The following is a 24,830-nucleotide window of genomic DNA, read 5'->3' as shown; positions in this document are numbered from 1 at the left end:
CCACAATGGAACGGTGCCCGAAGGAGACACCATCTGGCAGGCCGCCCACCGCCTGCACACCGCACTCGCCGGCCGGGTCCTGACCCGCTCGGACCTCCGGGTGCCCCGCTTCGCCACCGCCGACCTCACCGGCCGGACGCTCCTCGATGTCACGCCACGCGGCAAGCACCTCCTCGCCCGCGTCGAGGGCGGTCTGACCCTCCACTCCCATCTGCGGATGGACGGCGCATGGCGGGTGTACGCCACCGGGGAGCGCCCGCGCGGCGGCCCCGACCACCAGATCCGGGCGATCCTGGGAAACGACGAGTCCACCGCGTACGGCTACCGCCTCCCGGTCCTGGAGCTGATCCGCACCGCGGACGAGTCGGACGCGGTGGGACACCTGGGCCCGGACCTGCTGGGCCCCGACTGGGACGCCGAGGAGGCCGCCCGTCGGCTGACCACCGACCTCGCCCGGCCGCTCGGCGAGGCACTGCTCGACCAGCGGAACCTGGCCGGCATCGGCAACGTGTACAAGTCGGAGCTGGCGTTCCTGGCCGGCGTCACGCCCTGGCTCCCGGTGGGCGACCTGGACCCCGGCGTCCCCGCCCGCCTGGTGGCTACCGCACACCGCCTCCTGGACGCGAACAAGGACCGCCCCGACCGGCGCACCACCACCACACGCCGCCCCGGAACTCCGCTGCACGTCTACGGCCGCGCCGGACACCCCTGCCTCCGCTGCGGCGCCCCGATCCGCAAGGCGGAACTCGGCGACCGGATCACGTACTGGTGCCCAGGCTGCCAACGAGGCCCCGACGACAAGACCACCCCACCCCCACCCGACAATTGACGATCCGTCAGATCCAGTCGTACGGTCCGACCATGACGGACACGGCGAACGAATCGAGCGCGACAAGCACAACGAGCAAGCCGATCAAGGCGGACAGAGCGAGCAAGGCGAACACGGCGAACAGGCCACCCCTCCCCGCCTACGACCTGACCGACCGCACCGCCTTCGTCACCGGCGCCGCCAGCGGCATCGGCCGCGCGACCGCCGTCCTCCTCGCCCAGGCCGGCGCCACCGTGCACTGCGCGGACCGCGACGAGCACGGCCTCAAGGAGACGGTCACCCTCATCGCCCGCGAGGGAGGCACCGCACACCCGCACACCCTGGACGTCACCGACCGAGCGGCCCTCGCCGCCGCCGTCCGCACGGCCGGCCCCCTCCACGTCATGGCCGCGGTCGCCGGGATCATGCACACCAGCTCGGTCCTGGAGACCCGCGAGGAGGACCTCGACCGCGTCCTCGCCGTCAATTTCAAGGGCGTTCTCTACGCGTGCCAGGAGGCTGCCCGTTCGATGATCGCCGCCGGCGTGCCCGGTTCGATCGTCACGATGGCCTCGGGCGCCATGGACACCGCGAGCCCCGGGCTGCTCTGCTACAGCGTCACCAAGGCGGCCGTCGTCCAGCTGACGAAGACCCTGGCGACGGAGGCCGGCCGGCACGGCATCCGGGTCAACGCGGTCGCCCCGGGCTGGATCCGCACCCCCATGACGGACCGCCACGAGCCGGCCGCCCAACAGCAGGCGGAGGCCGCGATGATCCGTCACTCACCGCTGGGCCGGGTCGGGGAGGCCCAGGACATCGCCCACGCCGTCCTGCACCTCGCGTCGGACGCCTCCGCGTTCACGACAGGCCAGATCCTGCGCCCCAACGGCGGCGTCGCGATGCCCTGGTGACCTGTCGGACGAGCGCCCCCGGCCGCCCCGACGAGGCCGCCACGTGGACCGGCAGCAGGCTCAGCCCCCAGCCGCCCGCGGCCACCGCCCCCTCGACCGGCCCGGCATCGCCCGGCGCCAGGAGCAGGCGCAGCACAGCCCACCACCAGAGCCCCCCGGCCACCAGCCCGATCGCGACCAGCGCGAGCGTCGCCGGCGGCACACGTCGCCGTACCATGGCCGCCTCCTGCCGTCGACGCTAGACCGGCAGGATCACCCTGCGGGAGGGCGCACCGGAGGCAAACCCGGCGCACACGGCCCAGTCGTACGTCCCCCCACCATGGCACGCGACACATGAACCCGGCATCTCCAGCAATGGGGCCAATACCGAGGAAACCACCCCTCATCAAGGGAAAAGCCCCGGTCGGCGCCCCTCAAGGAGGCACCGACCGGGGCTTGACCCCACTTCGTTTCACACAGCGACACATTCGGCCGCCGGGCGACGACTCAGGCGGCGACGACGTCGACCGCTTCCGCGGGCGCCTTGATGGTCACCCGCCCGGTGGACACACCGGCCACCGACGTCACCGACACCGAATTGAGCATCGGGCGTACCGGCGTCGGCACCGGTTCGCTCGCCGCTGCCGACTCGGCCAGTTCGGCCAGTGACAGCTCGTCGCTCACTTCACGCATGAGCTCGGACATCCGTACGTCCAGCGCGTCGCAGATCGCGGAGAGCAGCTCGGAGGAAGCCTCCTTCTGCCCCCGCTCCACCTCGGAGAGATAGCCGAGCGAGACTCGGGCGGACGAGGAGACTTCGCGCAGAGTACGGCCTTGGCGCTGGCGCTGCCGACGCAGCACGTCACCCAACAGGCGACGGAGCAGAATCATCGGTGGCTCCCTCCTCGGACCGCGTAGCCGCATCCTTCACGCCCCACCGTACCGCCTCGCGCTGCGGCCGTGCGGGGAGCGATGTCGTGTTCACTCAGGGCTGCAAACATCAATTCCCCCCGTTGTGTTCCGTATCCTGTGCCCGCGCATTTCCCGAGAGTTCCTCATGGAGCAGTTCCAGTACGCTCCGTACGCTCTCTCTACGGATGTCCGCGCGGTCGCCGTTCAACCTCAACGAGACCACTTTCCCGGCGCGGGCGCCGGTCGCGGCAGGTCCCGCGACCGCCACGTAGACGGTTCCGACCGGCTGTCCGTCCTGCGGATCGGGCCCCGCGACCCCGGTCGTCGAGATCCCCCAGTCGGCGCCGAGCCGGGCCCGTACACCGGCCGCCATCTGCAGCGCGACCTCGGGATCCACCGCTCCGCGCTCGGCGAGCAGGGCCGCGTCGACACCCAGCAGCTCCTGCTTGAGGGCCGTGGCGTAGGCCGTGACGGACCCCCGGAAGGAGGCCGAGGCGCCGGGCACTCCGGTGAGCTCCGCGGCCACCAGACCACCCGTGAGCGACTCCGCGGCGGCCAGCGTGTGACCACGCTCCGCAAGCAGTGCCAGCACCCGGGCGGCCCCGTTCATCGCGTCGCCGCCTCCGACTGCGCGGCCGCCCGCTCGGCGGCGAGCCCCTTGCGACGCAGTACGACCGCCTGGCGTACGTAGTCCAGACCGGTGACGACCGTCAGCACGACGGCCACCGCCATCACCCAGAAGCGCAGGGTGGCCAGCGGCCCGGTGAGCATCAGCACGTACATGCCGACCGCCGTGCCCTGGGCCAGCGTCTTCATCTTGCCGCCGCGGCTGGCCGGGATGACCCCGTGCCTGATCACCCAGAACCGCATCAGGGTGATCCCCAGCTCACGGGCCAGGATGACTCCGGTGACCCACCAGGGCAGGTCGCCGAGCGCGGACAGCGAGATGAGTCCGGCCGCCATGATCGCCTTGTCGGCGATCGGGTCGGCGATCTTCCCGAAGTCCGTGACCAGGTTGTACGCACGGGCGAGGTGCCCGTCGAAGACATCCGTGATCATGGCGACGGCGAACGCCGCCCAGGCCCAGGCCCGCCATGCGGGGTCGTGACCGCCGTCCTGGAAGAGCAGCAGCACGAAGGCCGGCACGAGCACGAGCCGGATCATGGTCAGGATGTTGGCGATGTTCCACAGGCTGGCCTGGTTGACGGCCGCCGTGCCCAGCTTGCCGCGGGGCGCCGGCCTACCGGTCCCGCCCGTCGCGGATGCCGGGACTCCGGTCATCTGCCTGCCTCCTCGAAAAGACACTCGGCCACCAGGTCGACGCCCTCCGTGCCGACGACCTTCGCCATGACCATACGGCCCGGAGCCAGGTCGGGGCTCGCACCGCCGGCCGTGGTGAGGACGACCTGGCCGTCGGTCTCGGGCGCCTGGTGGGCGGCGCGGCCGATCACGCCGTCCTCGTCGTCCACGGACTCGACCAGTACTTCAAGGGTCTCTCCGATCCGCTCCTCCGCGCGCTGGGCGGTGAGCTCCTCGGCGAGCCGGGAGAGGTGGGCGAGGCGCGCGTCGACGACGTCCTGGTCGAGCTTGTGCTCGTACGTGGCGGCCTCGGTGCCGTCCTCGTCGGAGTAGCCGAAGACGCCGATGGCGTCGAGCCGGGCGTGGGTGACGAAGCGTTCCAGCTCGGCGAAGTCGGCCTCGGTCTCGCCGGGGAAGCCGACGATGAAGTTGGAGCGGGCGCCGGCCGTCGGGGCCTTGGCCCGGATGGTCTCCAGGAGCTCCAGGAAGCGGTCGGTGTCGCCGAAGCGGCGCATCGCCCGCAGCACGTCGGGGGCGCTGTGCTGGAAGGAAAGGTCGAAGTACGGCACGACCTTCTCGGTCGACGTCAGGACGTCGATCAGGCCGGGGCGCATCTCGGCGGGCTGGAGGTAGCTGACGCGGACGCGCTCGATGCCGTCGACCGCAGCGAGCTCGGGCAGCAGGCTCTCCAGGAGCCGGATGTCGCCGAGGTCCTTGCCGTAGGAGGTGTTGTTCTCGGAGACCAGCATGACCTCCTTCACCCCCTGCTCGGCGAGCCAGCGCGTCTCGTTGAGCACGTCCGAGGGACGGCGGGAGACGAAGGAGCCGCGGAAGGAGGGGATGGCGCAGAAGGAGCAGCGGCGGTCGCAGCCGGAGGCCAGCTTCACGGAGGCGACGGGGCTGGTGTCCAGGCGCCGGCGGAGCGGGGCGCGCGGCCCGGAGGCGGGCGCGAGACCGTCGGGCAGGTCGCTCGGCACGCCCTCGGGCGCGACGGCGGGGGCGGGGGCCTCCACGACGCCGTGGCCCGGGAGGGCCACCGTGGCGGCGGCCTCCTGGCGCTCCACGGGCGAGAGCGGCAGCAGCTGGCGCCGGTCACGCGGGGTGTGCGCCTCGACACTGCCACCGCTGAGGATGGTCTGGAGGCGGTTGGAGATGTCGGAGTAGTCGTCGAAGCCGAGGACGCCGTCGGCCTCCGGGAGGGCTTCGGCGAGTTCCTTGCCGTACCGCTCGGCCATACAGCCGACGGCGACCACGGCCTGGGTGCGGCCGTGGTCCTTCAGATCATTGGCTTCGAGGAGGGCGTCGACGGAGTCCTTCTTGGCGGCTTCGACGAATCCACAGGTGTTGACGACGGCGACATCCGCATCTTCGGCGTTCTCGACGAGCTCCCAGCCGTCCGCTGCCAAGCGGCCTGCGAGCTCCTCCGAGTCCACCTCGTTACGGGCGCAGCCAAGAGTGACAAGGGCGACGGTACGGCGTTCGGGCATGGGCTCAAGACTACTTCGTCCCGGCCGTTCCCCCGTCGCGCAGGGTTCACCTGCGCGACAGAGGTCACATCACGGGCCCTGGCGCGGGCCGTACCACGGGCTCATCCGGCCTCGGGGTCGCCCTTGGTGTAGGTCAGCCGCTCGACCTGGCCGGATTCGAACTTGTCGGCGACCTTCTTGCCGTTCACGTAGAGCTCGACGGCGCCGGCGTTGCCGAGCACCAGATCGACGCGCTCGTCGTCCTGGAAGGTCTTGGACTCGCCCTCCATGAGGAGCCCGTCGAAGAGGATCTTGCCGTCGGCGGCCTTGGCCGAGATCCAGCTCTTGCCGTCGATGGCGGTCATCTTCACCGTCACCTTGTCCTGCGGGACCGCGGCGATCGCGCTCTCGGTGGGCTTCGGGGCGACGGGCTTGACCGGCTTGGGCTTGGCGGCCGAGGTCGCCTTCTCCGGCGCGGGCGCCGGGCCGCCGTCGGCGGTGGTGGTGCCCTTGGGTCCGTCGTTGCCGTTGAACATCGTGAAGCCGACGAAACCGACGACGGCGACGATGGCCGCGACCATCGCGGCGGTCCAGTTGGGCCGACGCGGCTCGGGGCGGATGCGTTCCGCCTCGAACAGCGGGGCGGCGGGGGTGGGCGCGGGACGACCACCGTGCTCGGCGTCGTACTGCTCGATCAGCGGGGCCGGATCGAGGCCGACGGCACGCGCGAGCGTGCGGATGTGGCCGCGGGCGTAGACGTCGCCGCCGCAGCGGGAGAAGTCGTCCTCCTCGATCGCCTGAACGATCGGAATCCGGACACGGGTGGAGGCACTGACCTCTTCGACGGTGAGACCGGCGGCGATGCGGGTCTGCTGGAGAGCGCGACCGATCGAGTCCCGGTCGTCTGCCGGGAAGATCCGGTCGTCTTCGGGGGAGTTGCCGATGGACACGAGAGCGCCTTTCGAGCGTGTAGCCACCTGCTGGACGTTCAGTCTATGGGTGGTACGAAAGGGTGGGGCAACCGGGCGGGTGCTGTTTGTACGCCATGAGGCTGGGACATCCTTCTGTCCCTCCGCTCAACTTGACGTACGGCCAGGGGAAACGGTTGCCCTCCGTTCCCTTACGAGTGAGTCTCGGCCCGGTCTCGATCGTGTACCCCGCTCCCCGGCCGCTACTCCGACCGGTCCCCGCCCACGCCCTCCGGGCCCCTGGGCCCTACACCCCCGACTCCCCCCGGATCACGGCGAGCACGCCGTCCAGCTCGTCGGGCTTGACCAGTACGTCCCGCGCCTTGGACCCCTCGCTCGGTCCGACGATGTTCCGCGACTCCATCAGGTCCATCAGCCGTCCGGCCTTCGCGAAGCCGACGCGGAGTTTGCGCTGGAGCATCGACGTGGAGCCGAACTGTGTGGAGACGACCAGTTCGGCGGCCTGGCACAGCAGGTCGAGGTCGTCGCCGATGTCCTCGTCGATCTCCTTCTTCTGCCGGGTGCCGACGGTGACGTCCTCCCGGAAGACCGGGGTCATCTGGTCCTTGCAGTGCTGCACGACGGCCGCGACCTCGGCCTCGGTGACGAACGCGCCCTGCATGCGGACGGGCTTGTTGGCACCCATCGGCAGGAACAGACCGTCACCCTTTCCGATGAGCTTCTCGGCGCCCGGCTGGTCGAGGATGACGCGGCTGTCGGCGAGCGAGGAGGTCGCGAAGGCGAGCCGGGAGGGCACGTTGGCCTTGATGAGGCCGGTGACGACGTCCACGGACGGCCGCTGGGTGGCGAGCACGAGGTGGATGCCGGCGGCCCTCGCGAGCTGCGTGATGCGCACGATCGAGTCCTCGACGTCCCGGGGCGCGACCATCATCAGGTCGGCGAGCTCGTCGACGATGACCAGCAGGTACGGGTACGTCTTGAGCTCCCGCTCACTGCCCTCGGGCAGCTTGATCTTCCCGTCCCGGATGGCCTGGTTGAAGTCGTCGATGTGCCGGTAGCCGAACGCCGCCAGATCGTCGTAGCGGAGGTCCATCTCCTTCACCACCCACTGCAGGGCCTCGGCGGCCCGCTTGGGGTTGGTGATGATCGGGGTGATCAGGTGCGGGATGCCCTCGTAGGCGGTGAGCTCGACCCGCTTGGGGTCGACCAGGACCATCCGGACGTCCTCGGGGGTCGCTCTTATCATGATCGAGGTGATCAGGCAGTTGATGCACGAGGACTTGCCGGAGCCGGTGGCACCGGCGACCAGGACGTGCGGCATCTTCGCCAGGTTGGCCATCTCGTAGCCGCCCTCGACGTTCTTGCCGAGCGCCACCAGCATCGGGTGGTCGTCCTCGGCCGCGGCCGCGAGCCGCAGCACGTCGCCGAGGTTGACCATCTCCCGGTCACTGTTGGGGATCTCGATGCCGACCGCGGACTTTCCCGGGATCGGCGAGATGATCCGCACGTCCGGGGAGGCCACGGCGTACGCGATGTTCTTGGTCAGGGCCGTGATCTTCTCGACCTTCACGGCGGGCCCGAGCTCGACCTCGTACCGCGTGACCGTCGGCCCCCGGGTGAAACCGGTGACGGCCGCGTCGACCTTGAACTCGGTGAAGACGTTGGAGAGCGAATCCACCACGGCGTCATTGGCGGCACTACGCGTCTTACCCGGCCCACCCCGCTCCAAGAGGTCCAGCGAAGGCAACGAGTACGTGATGTCCCCGGACAGCTGAAGCTGCTCGGCCCGGGGCGGCAGATCGGTCGGCTCGGGCGCCGGCTTGGTCAGATCCGGTACGCCTCCGCCGGGCCGCTGGTCCCCACCACGGGCCGGCGGCACGGGAGCGGCCGGAGCCCCCGATTCGGCGGCCTTGGCAGCGGCCTTCGCGGCGGCGGCCTCCACGGCGGCCTTGCGGTCGGCGGTGACGTCCCTGGTGAGGTCGGCGACGATCGGGGAGGGCGGCATGCCGTTGAGGACCGCGCCGTCGAGTGCGGCGGCCGCGGCCGCGGCGACGTCGACCGGGTCGAGGCCGTGGTCGAAGACGGACCGCTCGGCCGGCGGTCGCGCCAGGCGGTTGCGCCGTTCGAGCATCTCGGCCTCGGCGCGGTCCACGTCGTACGGATCCGCCGGGCCGCGGCGTCGTACGGGCCGGGCGGTCCGGGACTGCGGCCGGGCTTCCCGCCACTCCTCGTCGTACCCCTCGTACTCCTCGGAGGAGGCCCCGTGGGCCTCGGCCTCCTCCGGGTCGTACGCGGGTTCGACGATGCCGAGCTTGGCGCCGAGGGCGCGCAGCCGCTGCGGAATCGCGTTGACCGGGGTGGCGGTGACGACGAGCAGCCCGAAGATCGTGAGCAGGACCAGCATCGGGACGGCGAGGACCTCGCCCATCATGAAGACGAGCGGCTGGGACGCGGCCCAGCCGACGAGACCGCCCGCGTCCTGCATGGCCGCGCTGCCGTCGCCGCGGCCCGGCGAGCCGACCGCGATGTGCACCTGGCCGAGGATTCCGATGACGAGGGCGGAGAGGCCGATGCTGATCCGGCCGTTGGCCTCGGGCTTCTCCGGGTAGAGGATCAGCCGGATGGCGATCGCGCCGAGGAGCAGCGGTACGAGCAGGTCGAGGCGGCCGAAGGAGCCGGTCACCAGCATCTCGACGAGGTCGCCGACGGGGCCGCGGAGGTTGGACCAGGTGCCCGCGGCGACGATGAGCGCGAGGCCGAGGAGCAGCAGCGCGAGCCCGTCCTTGCGGTGGGCCGGGTCGAGGCCCTTGGCGCCACGCCCTATCCCCCGGAACATCGCCCCCACCGCGTGGGCGAGGCCGAGCCAGGCGCCGCGCGCGAGCCGGTAGATGCCCCCGGTAGGCGACGGCGCGGGCCGGGGGGCGGGCTTCTTCGCCGCCGTCTTCCGCGCGGGCGCACGCTTGGCGGGCGCCGCCTTCTTGGCCGGTGCCTTCTTCGCGGGCGGCTTGGCGGGTGCCTTCGCCTGGGACTTCGCGGGTGCCGCTTTCTTCGCGGCGCCCGTCGTACGGCCGGCGCGCGGCTTTGCGGTGCCCGCCGTGCTCTGGGAACCCTTGCCGGACGTACGTGAAGCCATGATGCCGAGGTTACCGTTGTGAAGACCGGCTGTCCGCCTCACCCGTTCGTGTCGCCCCTACCAGGGCGCGATGCTGACGCCGCCTCACGCCTGCCTCCGCCGGATCGCGGCGGTCCGGAACAGGCGGTGACGGTACGTCAGCTCTGGGCCGGCAGCGTCGGCGCGGCGCCCGTGCCCGGCTCCAGCGCGTCCAGCGCCCGGCGCAGACCGGTGAGCTTGCGCTCCAGATGCGCGGCGGTGGCGACGGCGGCCGCGTCGGCGGAGTCGTCGTCGAGCTGCTTGGACAGCGCCTCCGCCTGCTCCTCGACGGCCGCGAGACGGGCCGACAGCTCGGCGAGCAGACCGGCGGCCTCCTTGCCGTGACCGGCCTCGCCGCCACCCTCCAACTGCAGCCGCAGCAGGGCGGCCTGCTCGCGCAGCTTGCAGTTCTTCATGTACAGCTCGACGAAGACGGAGACCTTGGCGCGCAGCACCCACGGGTCGAACGGCTTCGAGATGTAGTCGACCGCCCCGGCCGCGTACCCACGGAAAGTGTGGTGGGGGCCGTGGTTGATGGCGGTGAGGAAGATGATCGGGATGTCCCGGGTCCGCTCCCGCCGCTTGATGTGGGCGGCGGTCTCGAAACCGTCCATCCCCGGCATCTGGACGTCGAGCAGGATGACCGCGAAGTCGTCCGTCAACAGCGCCTTGAGCGCTTCCTCCCCGGACGATGCCCGCACCAGCGTCTGATCGAGCGCGGAGAGAATGGCCTCCAGCGCCAGCAGATTCTCCGGCCGGTCATCGACCAGGAGGATCTTGGCCTTCTGCACCATGCCCCGTCCTCCTCGCCCCGGCAACGGCTCTCCCCGGCTCCCGGAACCGGGGGAAGCACCGGGCGCCGCCCCTGAAGACGACTCCCTAACGCCGTCCGTCCTTGTGCCGGTCATCGTAGCCGCACCCCGCCCGTCGCCACACCCTGTCACCGCGATGTCACAGTGCACGTACCGGAAACGCGGTGGGAGACCAGAAGGTTCCCCGTATCCCGGCCTCTCACACCCCCGTGGCGACAGTCCGTCAGCGAGCGCCCGGAAGCCCACGCGACGCCACCCGGCGGACCCCCGTCGCGGAGGCACCGTCCCACACCACGAGCCCGTGGCGGCAGGGCACCCTTCCCACGCCAGGGCCGCGACGCCGGGGGCGCTCCCCCGCACCACGGCCCCGGGCAGGGAAGCACACCCCCGTGCACCACGGCCCGCGCGGCGTCACTCCCCCCGCATCCACTGCTCCATCACGGACAGCAGGTGATCGGGATCGACCGGCTTCGTCACATAGTCCGAGGCACCCGACTCGATCGCCTTCTCCCGGTCGCCCTTCATCGCCTTCGCCGTCAGCGCGATGATCGGCAGCCCCGCGAACTGCGGCATGCGCCGGATCGCGGTCGTCGTCGCGTATCCGTCCATCTCGGGCATCATGATGTCCATCAGGACGATCGTCACATCGTCGTGCTGCTCCAGGACTTCGATGCCCTCCCGCCCGTTCTCCGCGTAGAGCACCGCCAGCCCGTGCTGCTCCAGGACGCTGGTGAGCGCGAAGACGTTACGGATGTCGTCGTCGACGATGAGCACCTTCTCGCCGGAGAAGCTGAAGGTACGGCGCGGCTCGGGCTCCACCTCCTGCTCCGCCCGACCGGCCGCGATCTGCTGCCCGGACTGCCCCGGCACCGCCGTCCGCGCCCCCGTCGCCTCCGCGGCCGCCTTCCGCCGGTGCCGGAACAGCGCCCCGGCCCCGGACCGCGCCTCCGTCCGTACGGGCGGCGGCGGGAAGTGCGGGAACGGGTGGACGGCGCCGGCCGCCCCCTCCTCGATGCCGTGCTGAGGGTCGTCGGCGTCCTGCGCCCCCTGCCCGTAGGCGCCCGACGGCAACTCCGTCGGGCTCAGCGGCAGATAGAGCGTGAACGTCGAACCGCGGCCCGGCTCGCTCGCCGCGAAGATCTCGCCGCCGAGCAGCCGCGCGATCTCCCGGCTGATCGACAGACCCAGACCTGTACCGCCGTACTTCCGGCTGGTCGTGCCGTCGGCCTGCTTGAACGCCTCGAAGATGACCCGCATCTTGCTCGCGGCGATCCCGATCCCGGTGTCGGTGACCGAGAACGCGATCAGATCGGCCTCCGGATCGCGCAGCGACCCGGCCTCCAGGAGCTGCTCGCGGATCGACTGCGGCACATCGATCCCGGCCGGCCGGATCACCAGCTCCACCGCGCCCGTGTCGGTGAACTTCACGGCGTTGGACAGGAGGTTGCGCAGCACCTGGAGCAGCCGCTGCTCGTCGGTGTGGAGCGTCGCCGGCAGCTCGGGGGAGACCCGCACCGAGAAGTCGAGCCCCTTCTCCGCCGTGAGCGGCCGGAAGGTGGCCTCCACGTAGTCGACGAGCTGGACGAGGGCGATCCGGGTCGGCGAGACGTCCATCTTGCCCGCCTCGACCTTGGACAGGTCGAGGATGTCGTTGATCAGCTGGAGCAGGTCCGAACCGGCGCCGTGGATGGTCTCCGCGAACTCGACCTGCTTCGGCGTCAGGTTCGTCTCGGCGTTGTCCGCGAGCAACTTGGCGAGGATCAGCAGCGAGTTGAGCGGCGTGCGCAGCTCGTGCGACATGTTCGCCAGGAACTCGGACTTGTAGCGCATGGAGACCGCGAGCTGTTCGGCACGCTCCTCCAGGACCTGCCGGGCCTCCTCGATCTCGGTGTTCTTCACCTCGATGTCACGGTTCTGCCGAGCCAGCAGCTCGGCCTTCTCCTCCAGCTCCAGGTTGGAACCCTGGAGTTCCTTCTGCCGGTGCTCCAGCTCGGCCGAGCGCTCCTTGAGCTGCTCGGTGAGCTCCTGCGACTGCTGGAGCAGCACCTCGGTCTTGGTGTTGACGCTGATGGTGTTGACGGTGGTCGCGATCAGCTCGGCGATCTGGTTGAGGAAGTCCCGCTGGATCTGGGTGAACGGCTGGAAGGAGGCCAGCTCGATCACGCCGAGGACCTTGCCCTCGAAGAGGACCGGAAGGACGATCACGTGCGCCGGCGAGGCCTCGCCGAGCCCGGAGGAGATCTTCAGATAGCCGGGCGGCACATGGAGCTGGATGGTCCGCTTCTCGTCGGCCGCCGTCCCGATGAGCGTCTCCCCGGGCCGGAACGAGGTCGGCATGGACCCGGTGGAGTATCCGTAACTCCCCCGCATCCGCAGCTCGTACGAGCCGTCGCCCCCACCGACGAGTTCGGCGTCGTTGTGGGCGGACCCGGTCGGTACGGCCACGAAGAAGGCGCCGTGCTGGGCGGAGACCACCGGCGTCAGCTCGCTCATGATGAGCGAGGCCACGTCGTCGAGGTCCCGGCGGCCCTGCATGAGGCCGGAGATGCGGGCCAGGTTGCTCTTGAGCCAGTCCTGCTCGTCGTTGGCGAGGGTGGTGTCGCGCAGGTTGGCGATCATCGTGTTGATGTTGTCCTGGAGCGCCTGGATCTCACCGGCCGCGTCCACACCGTCGATCTTGACGTTGAGGTCGCCGCGGGTCACCGCGGTGGCGACGGCCGCGATGGCCCGCACCTGGCGGGTGAGGTTCCCGGCCATCTCGTTCACGGACTCGGTCAGATCGCTCCAGGTGCCCTCCACGTCCCGGACCCGGGCCTGGCCGCCGAGCTGCCCGTCGGTACCCACCTCGCGGGCCACGCGGGTGACCTCCTCCGCGAAGTTCGACAGCTGATCGACCATCGTGTTGATGGTGTTCTTCAGCTCCTGGATCTCACCGCGCGCGTCGATGTCGATCTTCTTGGTGAGGTCGCCCTTGGCGATGGCGGTGGTGACCGCGGCGATCTGCCGCACCTGACCGGTGAGGTTGTCGGCCATCGAGTTCACCGACTCGGTGAGGTCCTTCCAGGTGCCCGAGACACCCGGCACCCGGGCCTGGCCGCCCAGTTCGCCCTCCGTACCCACCTCACGCGCCACGCGCGTGACCTCGTCCGCGAAGGACGACAGGGTCGTCACCATCGTGTTGACGGTCTCGGCGAGTTCGGCGACCTCGCCGCGCGCCTCGACCGTCACCTTCTTCGTCAGGTCGCCGTTGGCGACGGCCGCCGACACCCGGGAGATGTTCCGCACCTGACTGGTCAGGTTGTTGGCCATCAGGTTGACGTTGTCGCTGAGGTCCTTCCAGGTGCCGGTGACGCCACGGACCCGCGCCTGGCCGCCGAGGATGCCCTCCGTACCCACCTCACGGGCCACGCGCGTGACCTCGTCCGCGAAGTTCGACAGCTGGTCGACCATCGTGTTGACGGTCGTCACCAGCTCCAGGATCTCGCCCCGGGCGTCCACCGTGATCTTCTTCGAGAGGTCGCCCTTGGCGACCGCCGTCGTGACCTCGGCGATGTTCCGCACCTGGATGGTGAGGTTGTTCGCCATGAAGTTCACGGACTGGGTGAGGTCCTTCCAGGTGCCCGAGACCCCCTGCACCTCGGCCTGACCGCCCAGAATGCCCTCGGTGCCCACCTCGCGGGCCACCCGGGTCACCTGCTCGGCGAAGTTCGACAGCTGGTCCACCATCGTGTTGAGGGTGTTCTTCAGCTCCAGGATCTCGCCCCGCGCGTCCACGTCGATCTTCTGCGACAGGTCACCGCGCGCGACCGCCGTGGCGACCTGCGCGATGTTACGGACCTGGGTGGTGAGGTTCCCGGCCATGCCGTTCACCGAGTCCGTCAGGTCACGCCACACACCGGCCACACCGGGCACCTGCGCCTGACCGCCGAGCCGCCCGTCCGTACCCACCTCGCGGGCCACCCGGGTCACCTGCTCGGCGAACGCGGAGAGCTGGTCGACCATCGTGTTGATGGTGTTCTTCAGCTCCAGGATCTCGCCCCGCGCGTCCACGTCGATCTTCTGCGACAGGTCACCACGGGCCACGGCCGTCGTCACCTGCGCGATCTGCCGCACCTGCGAAGTCAGGTTGCCGGCCATGAAGTTCACCGAGTCGGTGAGCTCCCGCCAGCGCCCCGACACACCGTCCACCCGCGCCTGACCGCCGAGGCGGCCCTCGGTGCCCACGTCCCGGGCCATCCGAGTCACCTGGTCCGCGAACGACGACAGCTGCGACACCATCGTGTTGACGGTGTTCTTCAGCTCCAGCATCTCGCCGGCCACATCCACGGTGACCTTCTGCGACAGATCGCCGTTGGCCACCGCCGTCGTCACCTGCGCGATGTCACGCACCTGGCCGGTCAGGTTCCGGAAGGCCGTGTTCACCGAGTCCGTGAGGTCCTTCCAGGTCCCCGCCGCGCCCGGCACCTCGGCCTGACCACCGAGCAGACCCTCGACACCGACCTCCCGGGCCACCCGGGTCACCTCGGAACCGAACGCCGACAGCTGGTCCACCATCGTGTTGACGGTGTTCTTCAGCTCCAGCATCTCGCCGGCCACATCCACGGTGACCTTCTGCGACAGGTCACCGTTGGCCACCGCCGTCGTCACCTGCGCGATGTCACGCACCTGCGTGGTGATGTTCCGGAAGACGGTGTTGACGGAGTCGGTCAGATCCTTCCACGTCCCCGCCGCCCCCGGCACCTGCGCCTGCCCGCCGAGCAGACCCTCCGCGCCGACCTCGCCCGACACCCGGGTGACCTCGTCGGCGAAGATCCGCAGCGTCTTCGTCATCTGGTTGATGGTGTCCGCCAGCTGCGCGATCTCACCGCGCGCCGACACCCGCACCTTCTGCGACAGGTCGCCGTTGGCGACCGCCGTGGTCACCTCGGCGATGCCCCGCACCTGGTTGGTCAGGTTGCCCGCCATCGTGTTGACGGAGTCCGTGAGGTCCTTCCACACACCGGCGACCCCGGCCACCTCGGCCTGACCGCCGAGCTCGCCCTCCGTACCCACCTCGCGGGCGACACGGGTCACCTCGGAGGAGAACGACGACAGCTGGTCCACCATCCGGTTGACGGTGTTCTTCAGCTCCAGCATCTCGCCGGCCACGTTCGCGGTGACCTTCTGCGACAGGTCGCCGTCGGCCACCGCGGTCGTCACCAGGGCGATGTCCCGCACCTGGGCCGTCAGCCGGTTCGCCATCGTGTTGACCGAGTCCGTGAGGTCCTTCCACGAACCGGACACCCCACGCACCTGCGCCTGCCCGCCCAGCTTGCCGTCCGTACCCACCTCGACGGCGACCCTGGTCACCTCGGAGGCGAACACCGACAGCTGGTCGACCAGGTTGTTGACGGTACGGGCGACCTTCAGGAACTCCCCGCGCAGCGGCCGGACCGTCCCGTCGGCACCCTCCGAACGCAGGTCCATCCGCTGTTCCAGATCACCCTCGGCCACCGCCGAGAGCACCCGTCCCACCTCGGACACGGGCCGGGCCAGATCGTCGACGAGCGCGTTCGCGGCCTCGATCGCCGCGGCCCACGCCCCCTCGGTGGCGCCCGCCTCCAGTCGCTCGGACAGCTTGCCCTCGCGTCCCACCACCCGGCGGACCCGCGACAGCTCCCCCGTCACATGCATCTGCCGGTCAGCGACCTCGTTGAACACGGCGGAGATCTCCGCCATGACCCCGTCGCCGGACACCGTGAGCCGCCTGCGAAGGTTGCCGTCCCGCATGGACACCAGTGCGGCCAGCAGCCGCTCCAGCGCCGCCGCGTCCACCTGCACCGTCCCCCCACGGGAACGCCCGCCCCTCGCGCGCGTACCGCTGCCTCCGCCGCGTCGCGCCGCCGTGCCAGGTTCCACCGTGTCCCTCCCGAAAGGGGTCGACCGTACCGCTCCGGCTTCCGCCGGTAGCCTGCCCAGTGTTTCACCGCCACCGAACCAGGCGATAACAGTTCGGCAGCTTCGCACAGCGTCCCTACCCCCTGGGGACGGATTCAGCGATGACCGGCATCCGCTCGGACAGCGAAGGTAAGTAACCTGGCTTCCGGCTGTCCAACCGCCCCGGTCCGCCCGGCGGGGGCGGTGTGGTGCGCGTACGACCACCGGGCAGCGGGAGGGACAGACCGAGCATGGCAGAGCCGGGCGTCGAGACGCGTACGAGGAGTGCTGTGATCACCGCGCGGGCGACTGCCAGCTTCGAGCCCGTCGGGCGGTCCGTCGCGGCCGCCCGCGCCTTCGTCCGGGACACCCTCCAGGGCTGGGGACACCCCGAACTCGTCGACGACGCCGTCGTCCTCACCAGCGAGCTCGTCACCAACGCCGTCATCCACGCCGGCACCTCCGCCGAAGTCCTCTGCCTCCGTGCCGACGACAGCATCCGCGTCGAGGTCGCCGACCGCTACCCCGAGCGCGAGATCCCTCTCCAGAGCAGCCGCACCTTCGGCAGCCCCGACCGCGAGAACGGCCGCGGGCTGCTGCTCTGCGCCGCCCTCGCCCACCGCTGGGGCGTCGACTACTCCCCCACCCGCAAGCACGTCTGGTTCCACCTCGACCTCGCCCAGCGCCCGGTCGGCACCCGCTCCGCGGGCCCCGTCCTCCCCGACGCCCTCCTCCCGGTCACCGACAGCCGCGTCCGCGTCGCCGTCGTCCAGATCGACCGCGGCGGAGCGATCACCGCCTGGAACGAGGACGCGGACGAACTCTTCGGATACGCCTCCGAGCAGGTCACCGGCAAACCCCTCGGCGACCTCGCCGCCTGGCCCCATACCCCCGGCATCGGCACCGGCCTCGCCGAGGCCCTCCGCCTCTCCCGCTGGGAGGGCAGCTACGGCATCCGTTGCGCCGACGGCCGCGTCATCCCCGTCTACGCCGCACACCTGCGGGTCCGCGACGCCCAGGGCGAACCCTCCACGGTCTGCCTCCTGGTACGCGAGCACGAGCGGGCCGTCCTCCAGACCCCGCAGCGCCCCGCGGCCGAGCCGGGCTCCGAGAGCCGCACCGCCGATCCCTTCGAGGTCTTCATCGGCTCCCCGGCCCCCGACGACCTCGACGGCCTCCTCCAGCGCACGGTCGAACGCGCCCGCGACATGCTCGACGGCGACGCCGCCTTCCTCCTCCTCGCCACCGACGACGAGACGGAACTGGAGGTACGGGCGACCACCGGCCTCCCGGCCGCCCGCCAGCGCTTCGCCCGCGTCCCCGTCGAGACCGGCGCCAGCCGCTACGGCTCCGCCCGCATGCCCGCGGTCCACGAGGACCTGGCCGCCGTCCCCGGCGCCGTCCCGCTCCTCGAAGGCACCGGCATGCGCTCGGTGGTCACCGTCCCCCTCAAGGTCGAGGGCCGGCTCACCGGCTCCCTCGGCGTGGCCGCCGAGACCGCGAACCGCTACTCGAACGAAGAGGCCCTCCGCCTCCAGTTCGCCGCCGACCGCATCGCCCTGGCCGTGGAGTCCGCCCGCCTCGGCGAACTCGAGCGCCTGCGCCGCGGCTCCCTCAGCTTCCTCGTCGAGGCCTCCGACCTGCTGGCCGGCACCCTCGACCGCGACCAGACCCTGGCCCTGATGGCCCAGATGACGGTCCCGACCCTCGCCACCTGGTGCGCGGTCTACACGATCGCCGACCAGGCCTCCGACCCGTACCTCTCGTATGTGCTCCACGAGGACGAGGACCGCATCGACGGCCTCAAGGACCTGCTCTCCTCCATCTCCCCGCCCGACCCGGTGCCGACCCCCGGCGCCCGCGTCTGGACCGCGCCGGGCGACGCCGCCCACCGGGCCGCGCTCACCGCCTCGGTCCGCGCCCTCGACCACCCCACGAGCCCGCTCTCCTCCGGCATCGACACCACCCTGGCCACCGCGACCACGGTCGCCGGCGAGACGGTCGTCCTGCCCCTGGTCGCCCGCAACCGCGTCATCGGCATGCTGACCCTGGGCAGGCCCTCGGAGGACCACTTCCGCCAGGAGATCCTGGAGCTCGCCGAGGACCTCTCTCGCCGGGCCGCCCTGGCCCTGGACAACGCCCGCCTGTACTCGGAGCGCATGGCGATCAGCCAGTCCCTCCAGCGCAGCCTCCTGCCGCCCGGCCTTCCCCACATCCCGGGCGTCGAGGTCGACGTGATCTACCGCGCGGCCGGCGAGGGCAACGAGGTCGGAGGCGACTTCTACGATCTCTTCCCCATCCGCGACGGCGCCTACGGCTTCGCCATCGGCGACGTCTGCGGTACGGGCCCGGAGGCGGCCGCCGTCACCGGCCTGGCCCGCCACGCCCTGCGCCTCCTGGCCCGCGAGGGCTTCGGCGGCCCGGCCGTCCTGGAACGGCTGAACGCGGCGATCCTCGACGAGGGCGCCCGCAGCCGCTTCCTCACCCTCCTGTACGGCGAAATGCGTCCGCAGGACGACGGCTCCGCGATCCTCAAGGTCGTCTGCGCCGGCCACCCGCTCCCGCTGCGGCTCCGCCCCGACGGCACGGTGACGTCCGCGGCCGAACCCCAGCCGCTCCTGGGCGTGATGGAAGACCTCGAACTGTACGAGGAGACCATCACGCTCGACCCGGGCGACGTCCTCCTCTGCGTCACGGACGGCGTGACGGAACGCCGCGAAGGCACCCGCATGCTCGGCGACGACGGCCTGGCAGAGGTCCTCAAGACCTGTACGGGCCTGACGGCCGGCGCGGTCGCCTCCCGAGTGCTGCGCGCGGTGGAGCGCTTCGCCCAGGCCCCCGCCTCCGACGACATGGCCATCCTCGCGATGCGCCTCCGGGAGCCCGACGACCGCTGACAACGTCCCGGCGATCCCCGAAAGGGGATCGCCGGCCACAGCTGCCCGCCCAGGGGAAACGACGGGAACGCAAAAAGGCCCCCGCCATAAGGCGGGGGCCTTCTTACTTGGAGCCCTTTAACGGAATCGAACCGTTGACCTTCTCCTTACCATGGAGACGCTCTACCGACTGAGCTAAAAGGGCGGGTGTTCGGCGGCGTCCTACTCTCCCACAGGGTCCCCCCTGCAGTACCATCGGCGCTGAAAGGCTTAGCTTCCGGGTTCGGAATGTAACCGGGCGTTTCCCTAACGCTATGACCACCGAAACTCTATGAAGTTAACCAACTGGATATCGGCACGGTTCGTTACTTCAGAACTAACACAGTGGACGCGAGCAACTGAGGACAAGCCCTCGGCCTATTAGTACCGGTCAGCTCCACCCATTACTGGGCTTCCACATCCGGCCTATCAACCCAGTCGTCTACTGGGAGCCTTACCCTCTCAAGGAGGTGGGAATACTCATCTCGAAGCAGGCTTCCCGCTTAGATGCTTTCAGCGGTTATCCCTCCCGAACGTAGCCAACCAGCCATGCCCTTGGCAGGACAACTGGCACACCAGAGGTTCGTCCGTCCCGGTCCTCTCGTACTAGGGACAGCCCTTCTCAATATTCCTACGCGCGCAGCGGATAGGGACCGAACTGTCTCACGACGTTCTAAACCCAGCTCGCGTACCGCTTTAATGGGCGAACAGCCCAACCCTTGGGACCGACTCCAGCCCCAGGATGCGACGAGCCGACATCGAGGTGCCAAACCATCCCGTCGATATGGACTCTTGGGGAAGATCAGCCTGTTATCCCCGGGGTACCTTTTATCCGTTGAGCGACGGCGCTTCCACAAGCCACCGCCGGATCACTAGTCCCGACTTTCGTCCCTGCTCGACCCGTCGGTCTCACAGTCAAGCTCCCTTGTGCACTTACACTCAACACCTGATTGCCAACCAGGCTGAGGGAACCTTTGGGCGCCTCCGTTACCCTTTGGGAGGCAACCGCCCCAGTTAAACTACCCATCAGACACTGTCCCTGATCCGGATCACGGACCGAGGTTAGACATCCAGCACGACCAGAGTGGTATTTCAACGGCGACTCCACCATGACTGGCGTCACGGCTTCAAAGTCTCCCACCTATCCTACACAAGCCGAACCGAACACCAATATCAAACTGTAGTAAAGGTCCCGGGGTCTTTCCGTCCTGCTGCGCGAAACGAGCATCTTTACTCGTAGTGCAATTTCACCGGGCCTATGGTTGAGACAGTCGAGAAGTCGTTACGCCATTCGTGCAGGTCGGAACTTACCCGACAAGGAATTTCGCTACCTTAGGATGGTTATAGTTACCACCGCCGTTTACTGGCGCTTAAGTTCTCAGCTTCGCCCTGTCGAAACAGAGCTAACCGGTCCCCTTAACGTTCCAGCACCGGGCAGGCGTCAGTCCGTATACATCGCCTTACGGCTTCGCACGGACCTGTGTTTTTAGTAAACAGTCGCTTCTCGCTGGTCTCTGCGGCCACCCCCAGCTCACGGAGTAAATCCGATCACCAGACGTGGCCCCCCTTCTCCCGAAGTTACGGGGGCATTTTGCCGAGTTCCTTAACCATAGTTCACCCGAACGCCTCGGTATTCTCTACCTGACCACCTGAGTCGGTTTAGGGTACGGGCCGCCATGAAACTCGCTAGAGGCTTTTCTCGACAGCATAGGATCATCCACTTCACCACAATCGGCTCGGCATCAGGTCTCAGGCTATGTGCTGTCCGGATTTACCTGGACAACGCCCTACACCCTTACCCCGGGACTACCACCGCCCGGGTTGGACTACCTTCCTGCGTCACCCCATCGCTTACCTACTACAAGTCTGGTTCGTCGGCTCCACCACTTTCCTTTCCCCGAAGGGTCCGGAACGGCTTCACGGACTTAGCATCGCCTGATTCGATATTGGGCGTTTCAAAGCGGGTACCGGAATATCAACCGGTTGTCCATCGACTACGCCTGTCGGCCTCGCCTTAGGTCCCGACTTACCCTGGGCAGATCAGCTTGACCCAGGAACCCTTAGTCAATCGGCGCACACGTTTCTCACGTGTGTATCGCTACTCATGCCTGCATTCTCACTCGTGAACCGTCCACAACTCGCTTCCGCGGCTGCTTCACCCGGCACACGACGCTCCCCTACCCATCACAGCGGGCGTTGGCCCTATTGCTGCAATGACACGACTTCGGCGGTACGCTTGAGCCCCGCTACATTGTCGGCGCGGAATCACTTGACCAGTGAGCTATTACGCACTCTTTCAAGGGTGGCTGCTTCTAAGCCAACCTCCTGGTTGTCTCTGCGACTCCACATCCTTTCCCACTTAGCGTACGCTTAGGGGCCTTAGTCGATGCTCTGGGCTGTTTCCCTCTCGACCATGGAGCTTATCCCCCACAGTCTCACTGCCGTGCTCTCACTTACCGGCATTCGGAGTTTGGCTAAGGTCAGTAACCCGGTAGGGCCCATCGCCTATCCAGTGCTCTACCTCCGGCAAGAAACACACGACGCTGCACCTAAATGCATTTCGGGGAGAACCAGCTATCACGGAGTTTGATTGGCCTTTCACCCCTAACCACAGGTCATCCCCCAGGTTTTCAACCCTGGTGGGTTCGGTCCTCCACGAAGTCTTACCTCCGCTTCAACCTGCCCATGGCTAGATCACTCCGCTTCGGGTCTTGAGCGCGCTACTGAATCGCCCTATTCGGACTCGCTTTCGCTACGGCTTCCCCACACGGGTTAACCTCGCAACGCACCGCAAACTCGCAGGCTCATTCTTCAAAAGGCACGCAGTCACGACCCATTGAGTAAACTCAATGAGCGACGCTCCCACGGCTTGTAGGCACACGGTTTCAGGTACTATTTCACTCCGCTCCCGCGGTACTTTTCACCATTCCCTCACGGTACTATCCGCTATCGGTCACCAGGGAATATTTAGGCTTAGCGGGTGGTCCCGCCAGATTCACACGGGATTTCTCGGGCCCCGTGCTACTTGGGTGTCTCTCAAACGAGCCGTTAATGTTTCAGCTACGGGGGTCTTACCCTCTACGCCGGACCTTTCGCATGTCCTTCGCCTACATCAACGGTTTCTGACTCGTCTCACAGCCGGCAGACTGTGAAAGAGAGATCCCACAACCCCGCATGCGCAACCCCTGCCGGGTATCACACGCATACGGTTTGGCCTCATCCGGTTTCGCTCGCCACTACTCCCGGAATCACGGTTGTTTTCTCTTCCTGAGGGTACTGAGATGTTTCACTTCCCCTCGTTCCCTCCACATGCCCTATGTGTTCAGGCATGGGTGACAGCCCATGACGACTGCCGGGTTTCCCCATTCGGAAACCCCCGGATCAAAGCCTGGTTGACGGCTCCCCGGGGACTATCGTGGCCTCCCACGTCCTTCATCGGTTCCTGGTGCCAAGGCATCCACCGTGCGCCCTTAAAAACTTGGCCACAGATGCTCGCGTCCACTGTGTAGTTCTCAAGCAACGACCAGCCACCCATCACCCCGCCACATAAGCAGCGAGTTCACTGGGGCCGGCATCGCGAAGATACAAACCTTACGGCCGTACCCTCAGATACCCAACAACGTGCCAAGCACGACCCGTCGCATCATCATCACGTTCCACGCCGAAGCAGTACTTGTGAAGTGATCCTCAAGATCGTGCCAACTAATCAACGTTCCACCCATGAGCTGACCGTGCAGAACATTTGCCTGCAATCGGTACTGTGCTCCTTAGAAAGGAGGTGATCCAGCCGCACCTTCCGGTACGGCTACCTTGTTACGACTTCGTCCCAATCGCCAGTCCCACCTTCGACAGCTCCCTCCCACAAGGGGTTGGGCCACCGGCTTCGGGTGTTACCGACTTTCGTGACGTGACGGGCGGTGTGTACAAGGCCCGGGAACGTATTCACCGCAGCAATGCTGATCTGCGATTACTAGCAACTCCGACTTCATGGGGTCGAGTTGCAGACCCCAATCCGAACTGAGACCGGCTTTTTGAGATTCGCTCCGCCTCGCGGCATCGCAGCTCTTTGTACCGGCCATTGTAGCACGTGTGCAGCCCAAGACATAAGGGGCATGATGACTTGACGTCGTCCCCACCTTCCTCCGAGTTGACCCCGGCGGTCTCCTGTGAGTCCCCATCACCCCGAAGGGCATGCTGGCAACACAGGACAAGGGTTGCGCTCGTTGCGGGACTTAACCCAACATCTCACGACACGAGCTGACGACAGCCATGCACCACCTGTATACCGACCACAAGGGGGGCACTATCTCTAATGCTTTCCGGTATATGTCAAGCCTTGGTAAGGTTCTTCGCGTTGCGTCGAATTAAGCCACATGCTCCGCTGCTTGTGCGGGCCCCCGTCAATTCCTTTGAGTTTTAGCCTTGCGGCCGTACTCCCCAGGCGGGGAACTTAATGCGTTAGCTGCGGCACCGACGACGTGGAATGTCGCCAACACCTAGTTCCCAACGTTTACGGCGTGGACTACCAGGGTATCTAATCCTGTTCGCTCCCCACGCTTTCGCTCCTCAGCGTCAGTAATGGCCCAGAGATCCGCCTTCGCCACCGGTGTTCCTCCTGATATCTGCGCATTTCACCGCTACACCAGGAATTCCGATCTCCCCTACCACACTCTAGCCTGCCCGTATCGGATGCAGACCCGGGGTTAAGCCCCGGGCTTTCACACCCGACGTGACAAGCCGCCTACGAGCTCTTTACGCCCAATAATTCCGGACAACGCTTGCGCCCTACGTATTACCGCGGCTGCTGGCACGTAGTTAGCCGGCGCTTCTTCTGCAGGTACCGTCACTTTCGCTTCTTCCCTGCTGAAAGAGGTTTACAACCCGAAGGCCGTCATCCCTCACGCGGCGTCGCTGCATCAGGCTTTCGCCCATTGTGCAATATTCCCCACTGCTGCCTCCCGTAGGAGTCTGGGCCGTGTCTCAGTCCCAGTGTGGCCGGTCGCCCTCTCAGGCCGGCTACCCGTCGTCGCCTTGGTAGGCCATTACCCCACCAACAAGCTGATAGGCCGCGGGCTCATCCTTCACCGCCGGAGCTTTCAACCAGCTCCCATGCGGAAGCCGGTGTTATCCGGTATTAGACCCCGTTTCCAGGGCTTGTCCCAGAGTGAAGGGCAGATTGCCCACGTGTTACTCACCCGTTCGCCACTAATCCACCCCGAAGGGCTTCATCGTTCGACTTGCATGTGTTAAGCACGCCGCCAGCGTTCGTCCTGAGCCAGGATCAAACTCTCCGTGAATGTTTACCCGTAATCGGGTGACACTCGCGTTGAGCGGGACAGTCAGGCCGGAATAAGGCCGACTGTCCACAGCGTCCTCGCTGTGTATGTTGCCTACCCGCCACAAGGGCGGGCAGGACTTTCAAAGGAACCTCGCCATCCGAAGATGGACGGGGTATCAACTAATCTGGCGTTGATTTTTGGCACGCTGTTGAGTTCTCAAGGAACGGACGCTTCCTTTGTACTCACCCTCTCGGGCTTTCCTCCGGGCTTCCCTTCGTTCTTGCGTTTCCGACTCTATCAGATCTTTCCGATCCGATTTCCTCGGTGCTTTCCGGTCCCTTTTGTTTTCACTCCGGGGGCCTTTCGGCGTTTCCGACTTTATCAGAAGATCTGAGCCGGATTTCCCGCCTCCCGGAGAAGCGTTCAGGCGCACGTCGGCGCCGGGGCTTCCCG

General features: G+C 67.8%; 12 protein-coding genes, 1 tRNA gene and 3 rRNA genes. 3 read left to right on the top strand and 13 right to left on the bottom strand.

Annotated elements, in window-relative coordinates; genetic code table 11:
- Nucleotides 1-13: 13 nt before the first annotated feature.
- Complete coding sequence (locus tag OG514_RS22135; RefSeq protein WP_266897371.1) at nt 14-829, top strand: DNA-formamidopyrimidine glycosylase family protein; 816 nt, start codon at nt 14-16, stop codon at nt 827-829.
- Between the two features lie 32 nt (nt 830-861).
- Nucleotides 862-1,719, top strand: coding sequence for an SDR family NAD(P)-dependent oxidoreductase (locus OG514_RS22130; protein ID WP_266897370.1), 858 nt, complete (start codon nt 862-864; stop codon nt 1,717-1,719).
- On the opposite strand, the gene OG514_RS22125 is transcribed toward OG514_RS22130, so the two are convergent.
- The 9 genes from OG514_RS22125 to OG514_RS22085 all read right to left on the bottom strand — a co-directional run bounded on the left by OG514_RS22125 (nt 1,667) and on the right by OG514_RS22085 (nt 16,165).
- Entirely contained in the window at nt 1,667-1,936 is a 270-nt protein-coding gene (locus OG514_RS22125; protein ID WP_266897369.1) for a hypothetical protein, read from the bottom strand. The two genes, OG514_RS22130 and OG514_RS22125, sit on opposite strands and share 53 nt — an antisense overlap.
- Before the next feature lie 269 nt (nt 1,937-2,205).
- Nucleotides 2,206-2,589: a helix-turn-helix domain-containing protein gene (locus OG514_RS22120; RefSeq protein ID WP_056648474.1), complete on the bottom strand. Its 384-nt coding sequence runs from the start codon at nt 2,587-2,589 to the stop codon at nt 2,206-2,208.
- 109 nt (nt 2,590-2,698) lie between these two features.
- Entirely contained in the window at nt 2,699-3,220 is a 522-nt protein-coding gene (locus OG514_RS22115; protein ID WP_266897368.1) for a CinA family protein, read from the bottom strand.
- Complete coding sequence (gene pgsA / locus OG514_RS22110; protein ID WP_266897367.1) at nt 3,217-3,891, bottom strand: CDP-diacylglycerol--glycerol-3-phosphate 3-phosphatidyltransferase; 675 nt, start codon at nt 3,889-3,891, stop codon at nt 3,217-3,219. The genes OG514_RS22115 and pgsA overlap by 4 nt, the downstream gene beginning before the upstream one ends.
- On the bottom strand, nt 3,888-5,396 hold the full coding sequence (gene rimO, locus OG514_RS22105) for a 30S ribosomal protein S12 methylthiotransferase RimO (RefSeq protein WP_266897366.1): 1,509 nt from the start codon (nt 5,394-5,396) through the stop codon (nt 3,888-3,890). Before rimO ends, pgsA begins: the two co-directional genes overlap by 4 nt.
- A 101-nt stretch (nt 5,397-5,497) precedes the next feature.
- On the bottom strand, nt 5,498-6,325 hold the full coding sequence (locus OG514_RS22100) for a helix-turn-helix domain-containing protein (protein ID WP_266897365.1): 828 nt from the start codon (nt 6,323-6,325) through the stop codon (nt 5,498-5,500).
- A 265-nt stretch (nt 6,326-6,590) separates the two neighbouring features.
- Nucleotides 6,591-9,437, bottom strand: coding sequence for a DNA translocase FtsK (locus OG514_RS22095; RefSeq protein WP_266897364.1), 2,847 nt, complete (start codon nt 9,435-9,437; stop codon nt 6,591-6,593).
- Between the two features lie 137 nt (nt 9,438-9,574).
- Nucleotides 9,575-10,249, bottom strand: a complete 675-nt coding sequence (locus tag OG514_RS22090) for a two-component system response regulator (protein ID WP_266897363.1) — start codon at nt 10,247-10,249, stop codon at nt 9,575-9,577.
- Between the two features lie 429 nt (nt 10,250-10,678).
- Nucleotides 10,679-16,165 (bottom strand): HAMP domain-containing protein, encoded by a 5,487-nt coding sequence (locus tag OG514_RS22085; RefSeq protein ID WP_266897362.1) that lies wholly within the window; start codon nt 16,163-16,165, stop codon nt 10,679-10,681.
- 269 nt (nt 16,166-16,434) lie between these two features.
- Here OG514_RS22085 and OG514_RS22080 point away from each other — a divergent pair, with 269 nt between their 5' ends.
- The gene (locus OG514_RS22080; protein WP_266897361.1) at nt 16,435-19,080 is read left to right on the top strand and encodes a SpoIIE family protein phosphatase; all 2,646 of its coding nucleotides are present in this window, start codon (nt 16,435-16,437) and stop codon (nt 19,078-19,080) included.
- A gap of 108 nt (nt 19,081-19,188) precedes the next feature.
- Here OG514_RS22080 and OG514_RS22075 read toward each other — a convergent pair.
- The 4 genes from OG514_RS22075 to OG514_RS22060 all read right to left on the bottom strand — a co-directional run bounded on the left by OG514_RS22075 (nt 19,189) and on the right by OG514_RS22060 (nt 24,395).
- Nucleotides 19,189-19,264: transfer RNA gene (locus OG514_RS22075), tRNA-Thr, on the bottom strand.
- A 4-nt stretch (nt 19,265-19,268) separates the two neighbouring features.
- Nucleotides 19,269-19,385: ribosomal RNA gene (gene rrf / locus OG514_RS22070) — 5S ribosomal RNA — on the bottom strand.
- Between the two features lie 74 nt (nt 19,386-19,459).
- Nucleotides 19,460-22,582: ribosomal RNA gene (locus OG514_RS22065) — 23S ribosomal RNA — on the bottom strand.
- Nucleotides 22,583-22,869: 287 nt separating this feature from the next.
- A 16S ribosomal RNA gene (locus OG514_RS22060) occupies nt 22,870-24,395 on the bottom strand.
- The 16S, 23S and 5S rRNA genes sit together here with 1 tRNA gene alongside, the layout of an rRNA operon.
- Nucleotides 24,396-24,830: the final 435 nt, after the last annotated feature.

Source organism: Streptomyces sp. NBC_00572, assembly GCF_026341815.1.
Classification (GTDB): Bacteria; Actinomycetota; Actinomycetes; order Streptomycetales; family Streptomycetaceae; genus Streptomyces.
The sequence above is the reverse complement of the archived record's forward strand: the minus strand, read 5'-3'. Positions and strand labels throughout refer to the sequence as shown.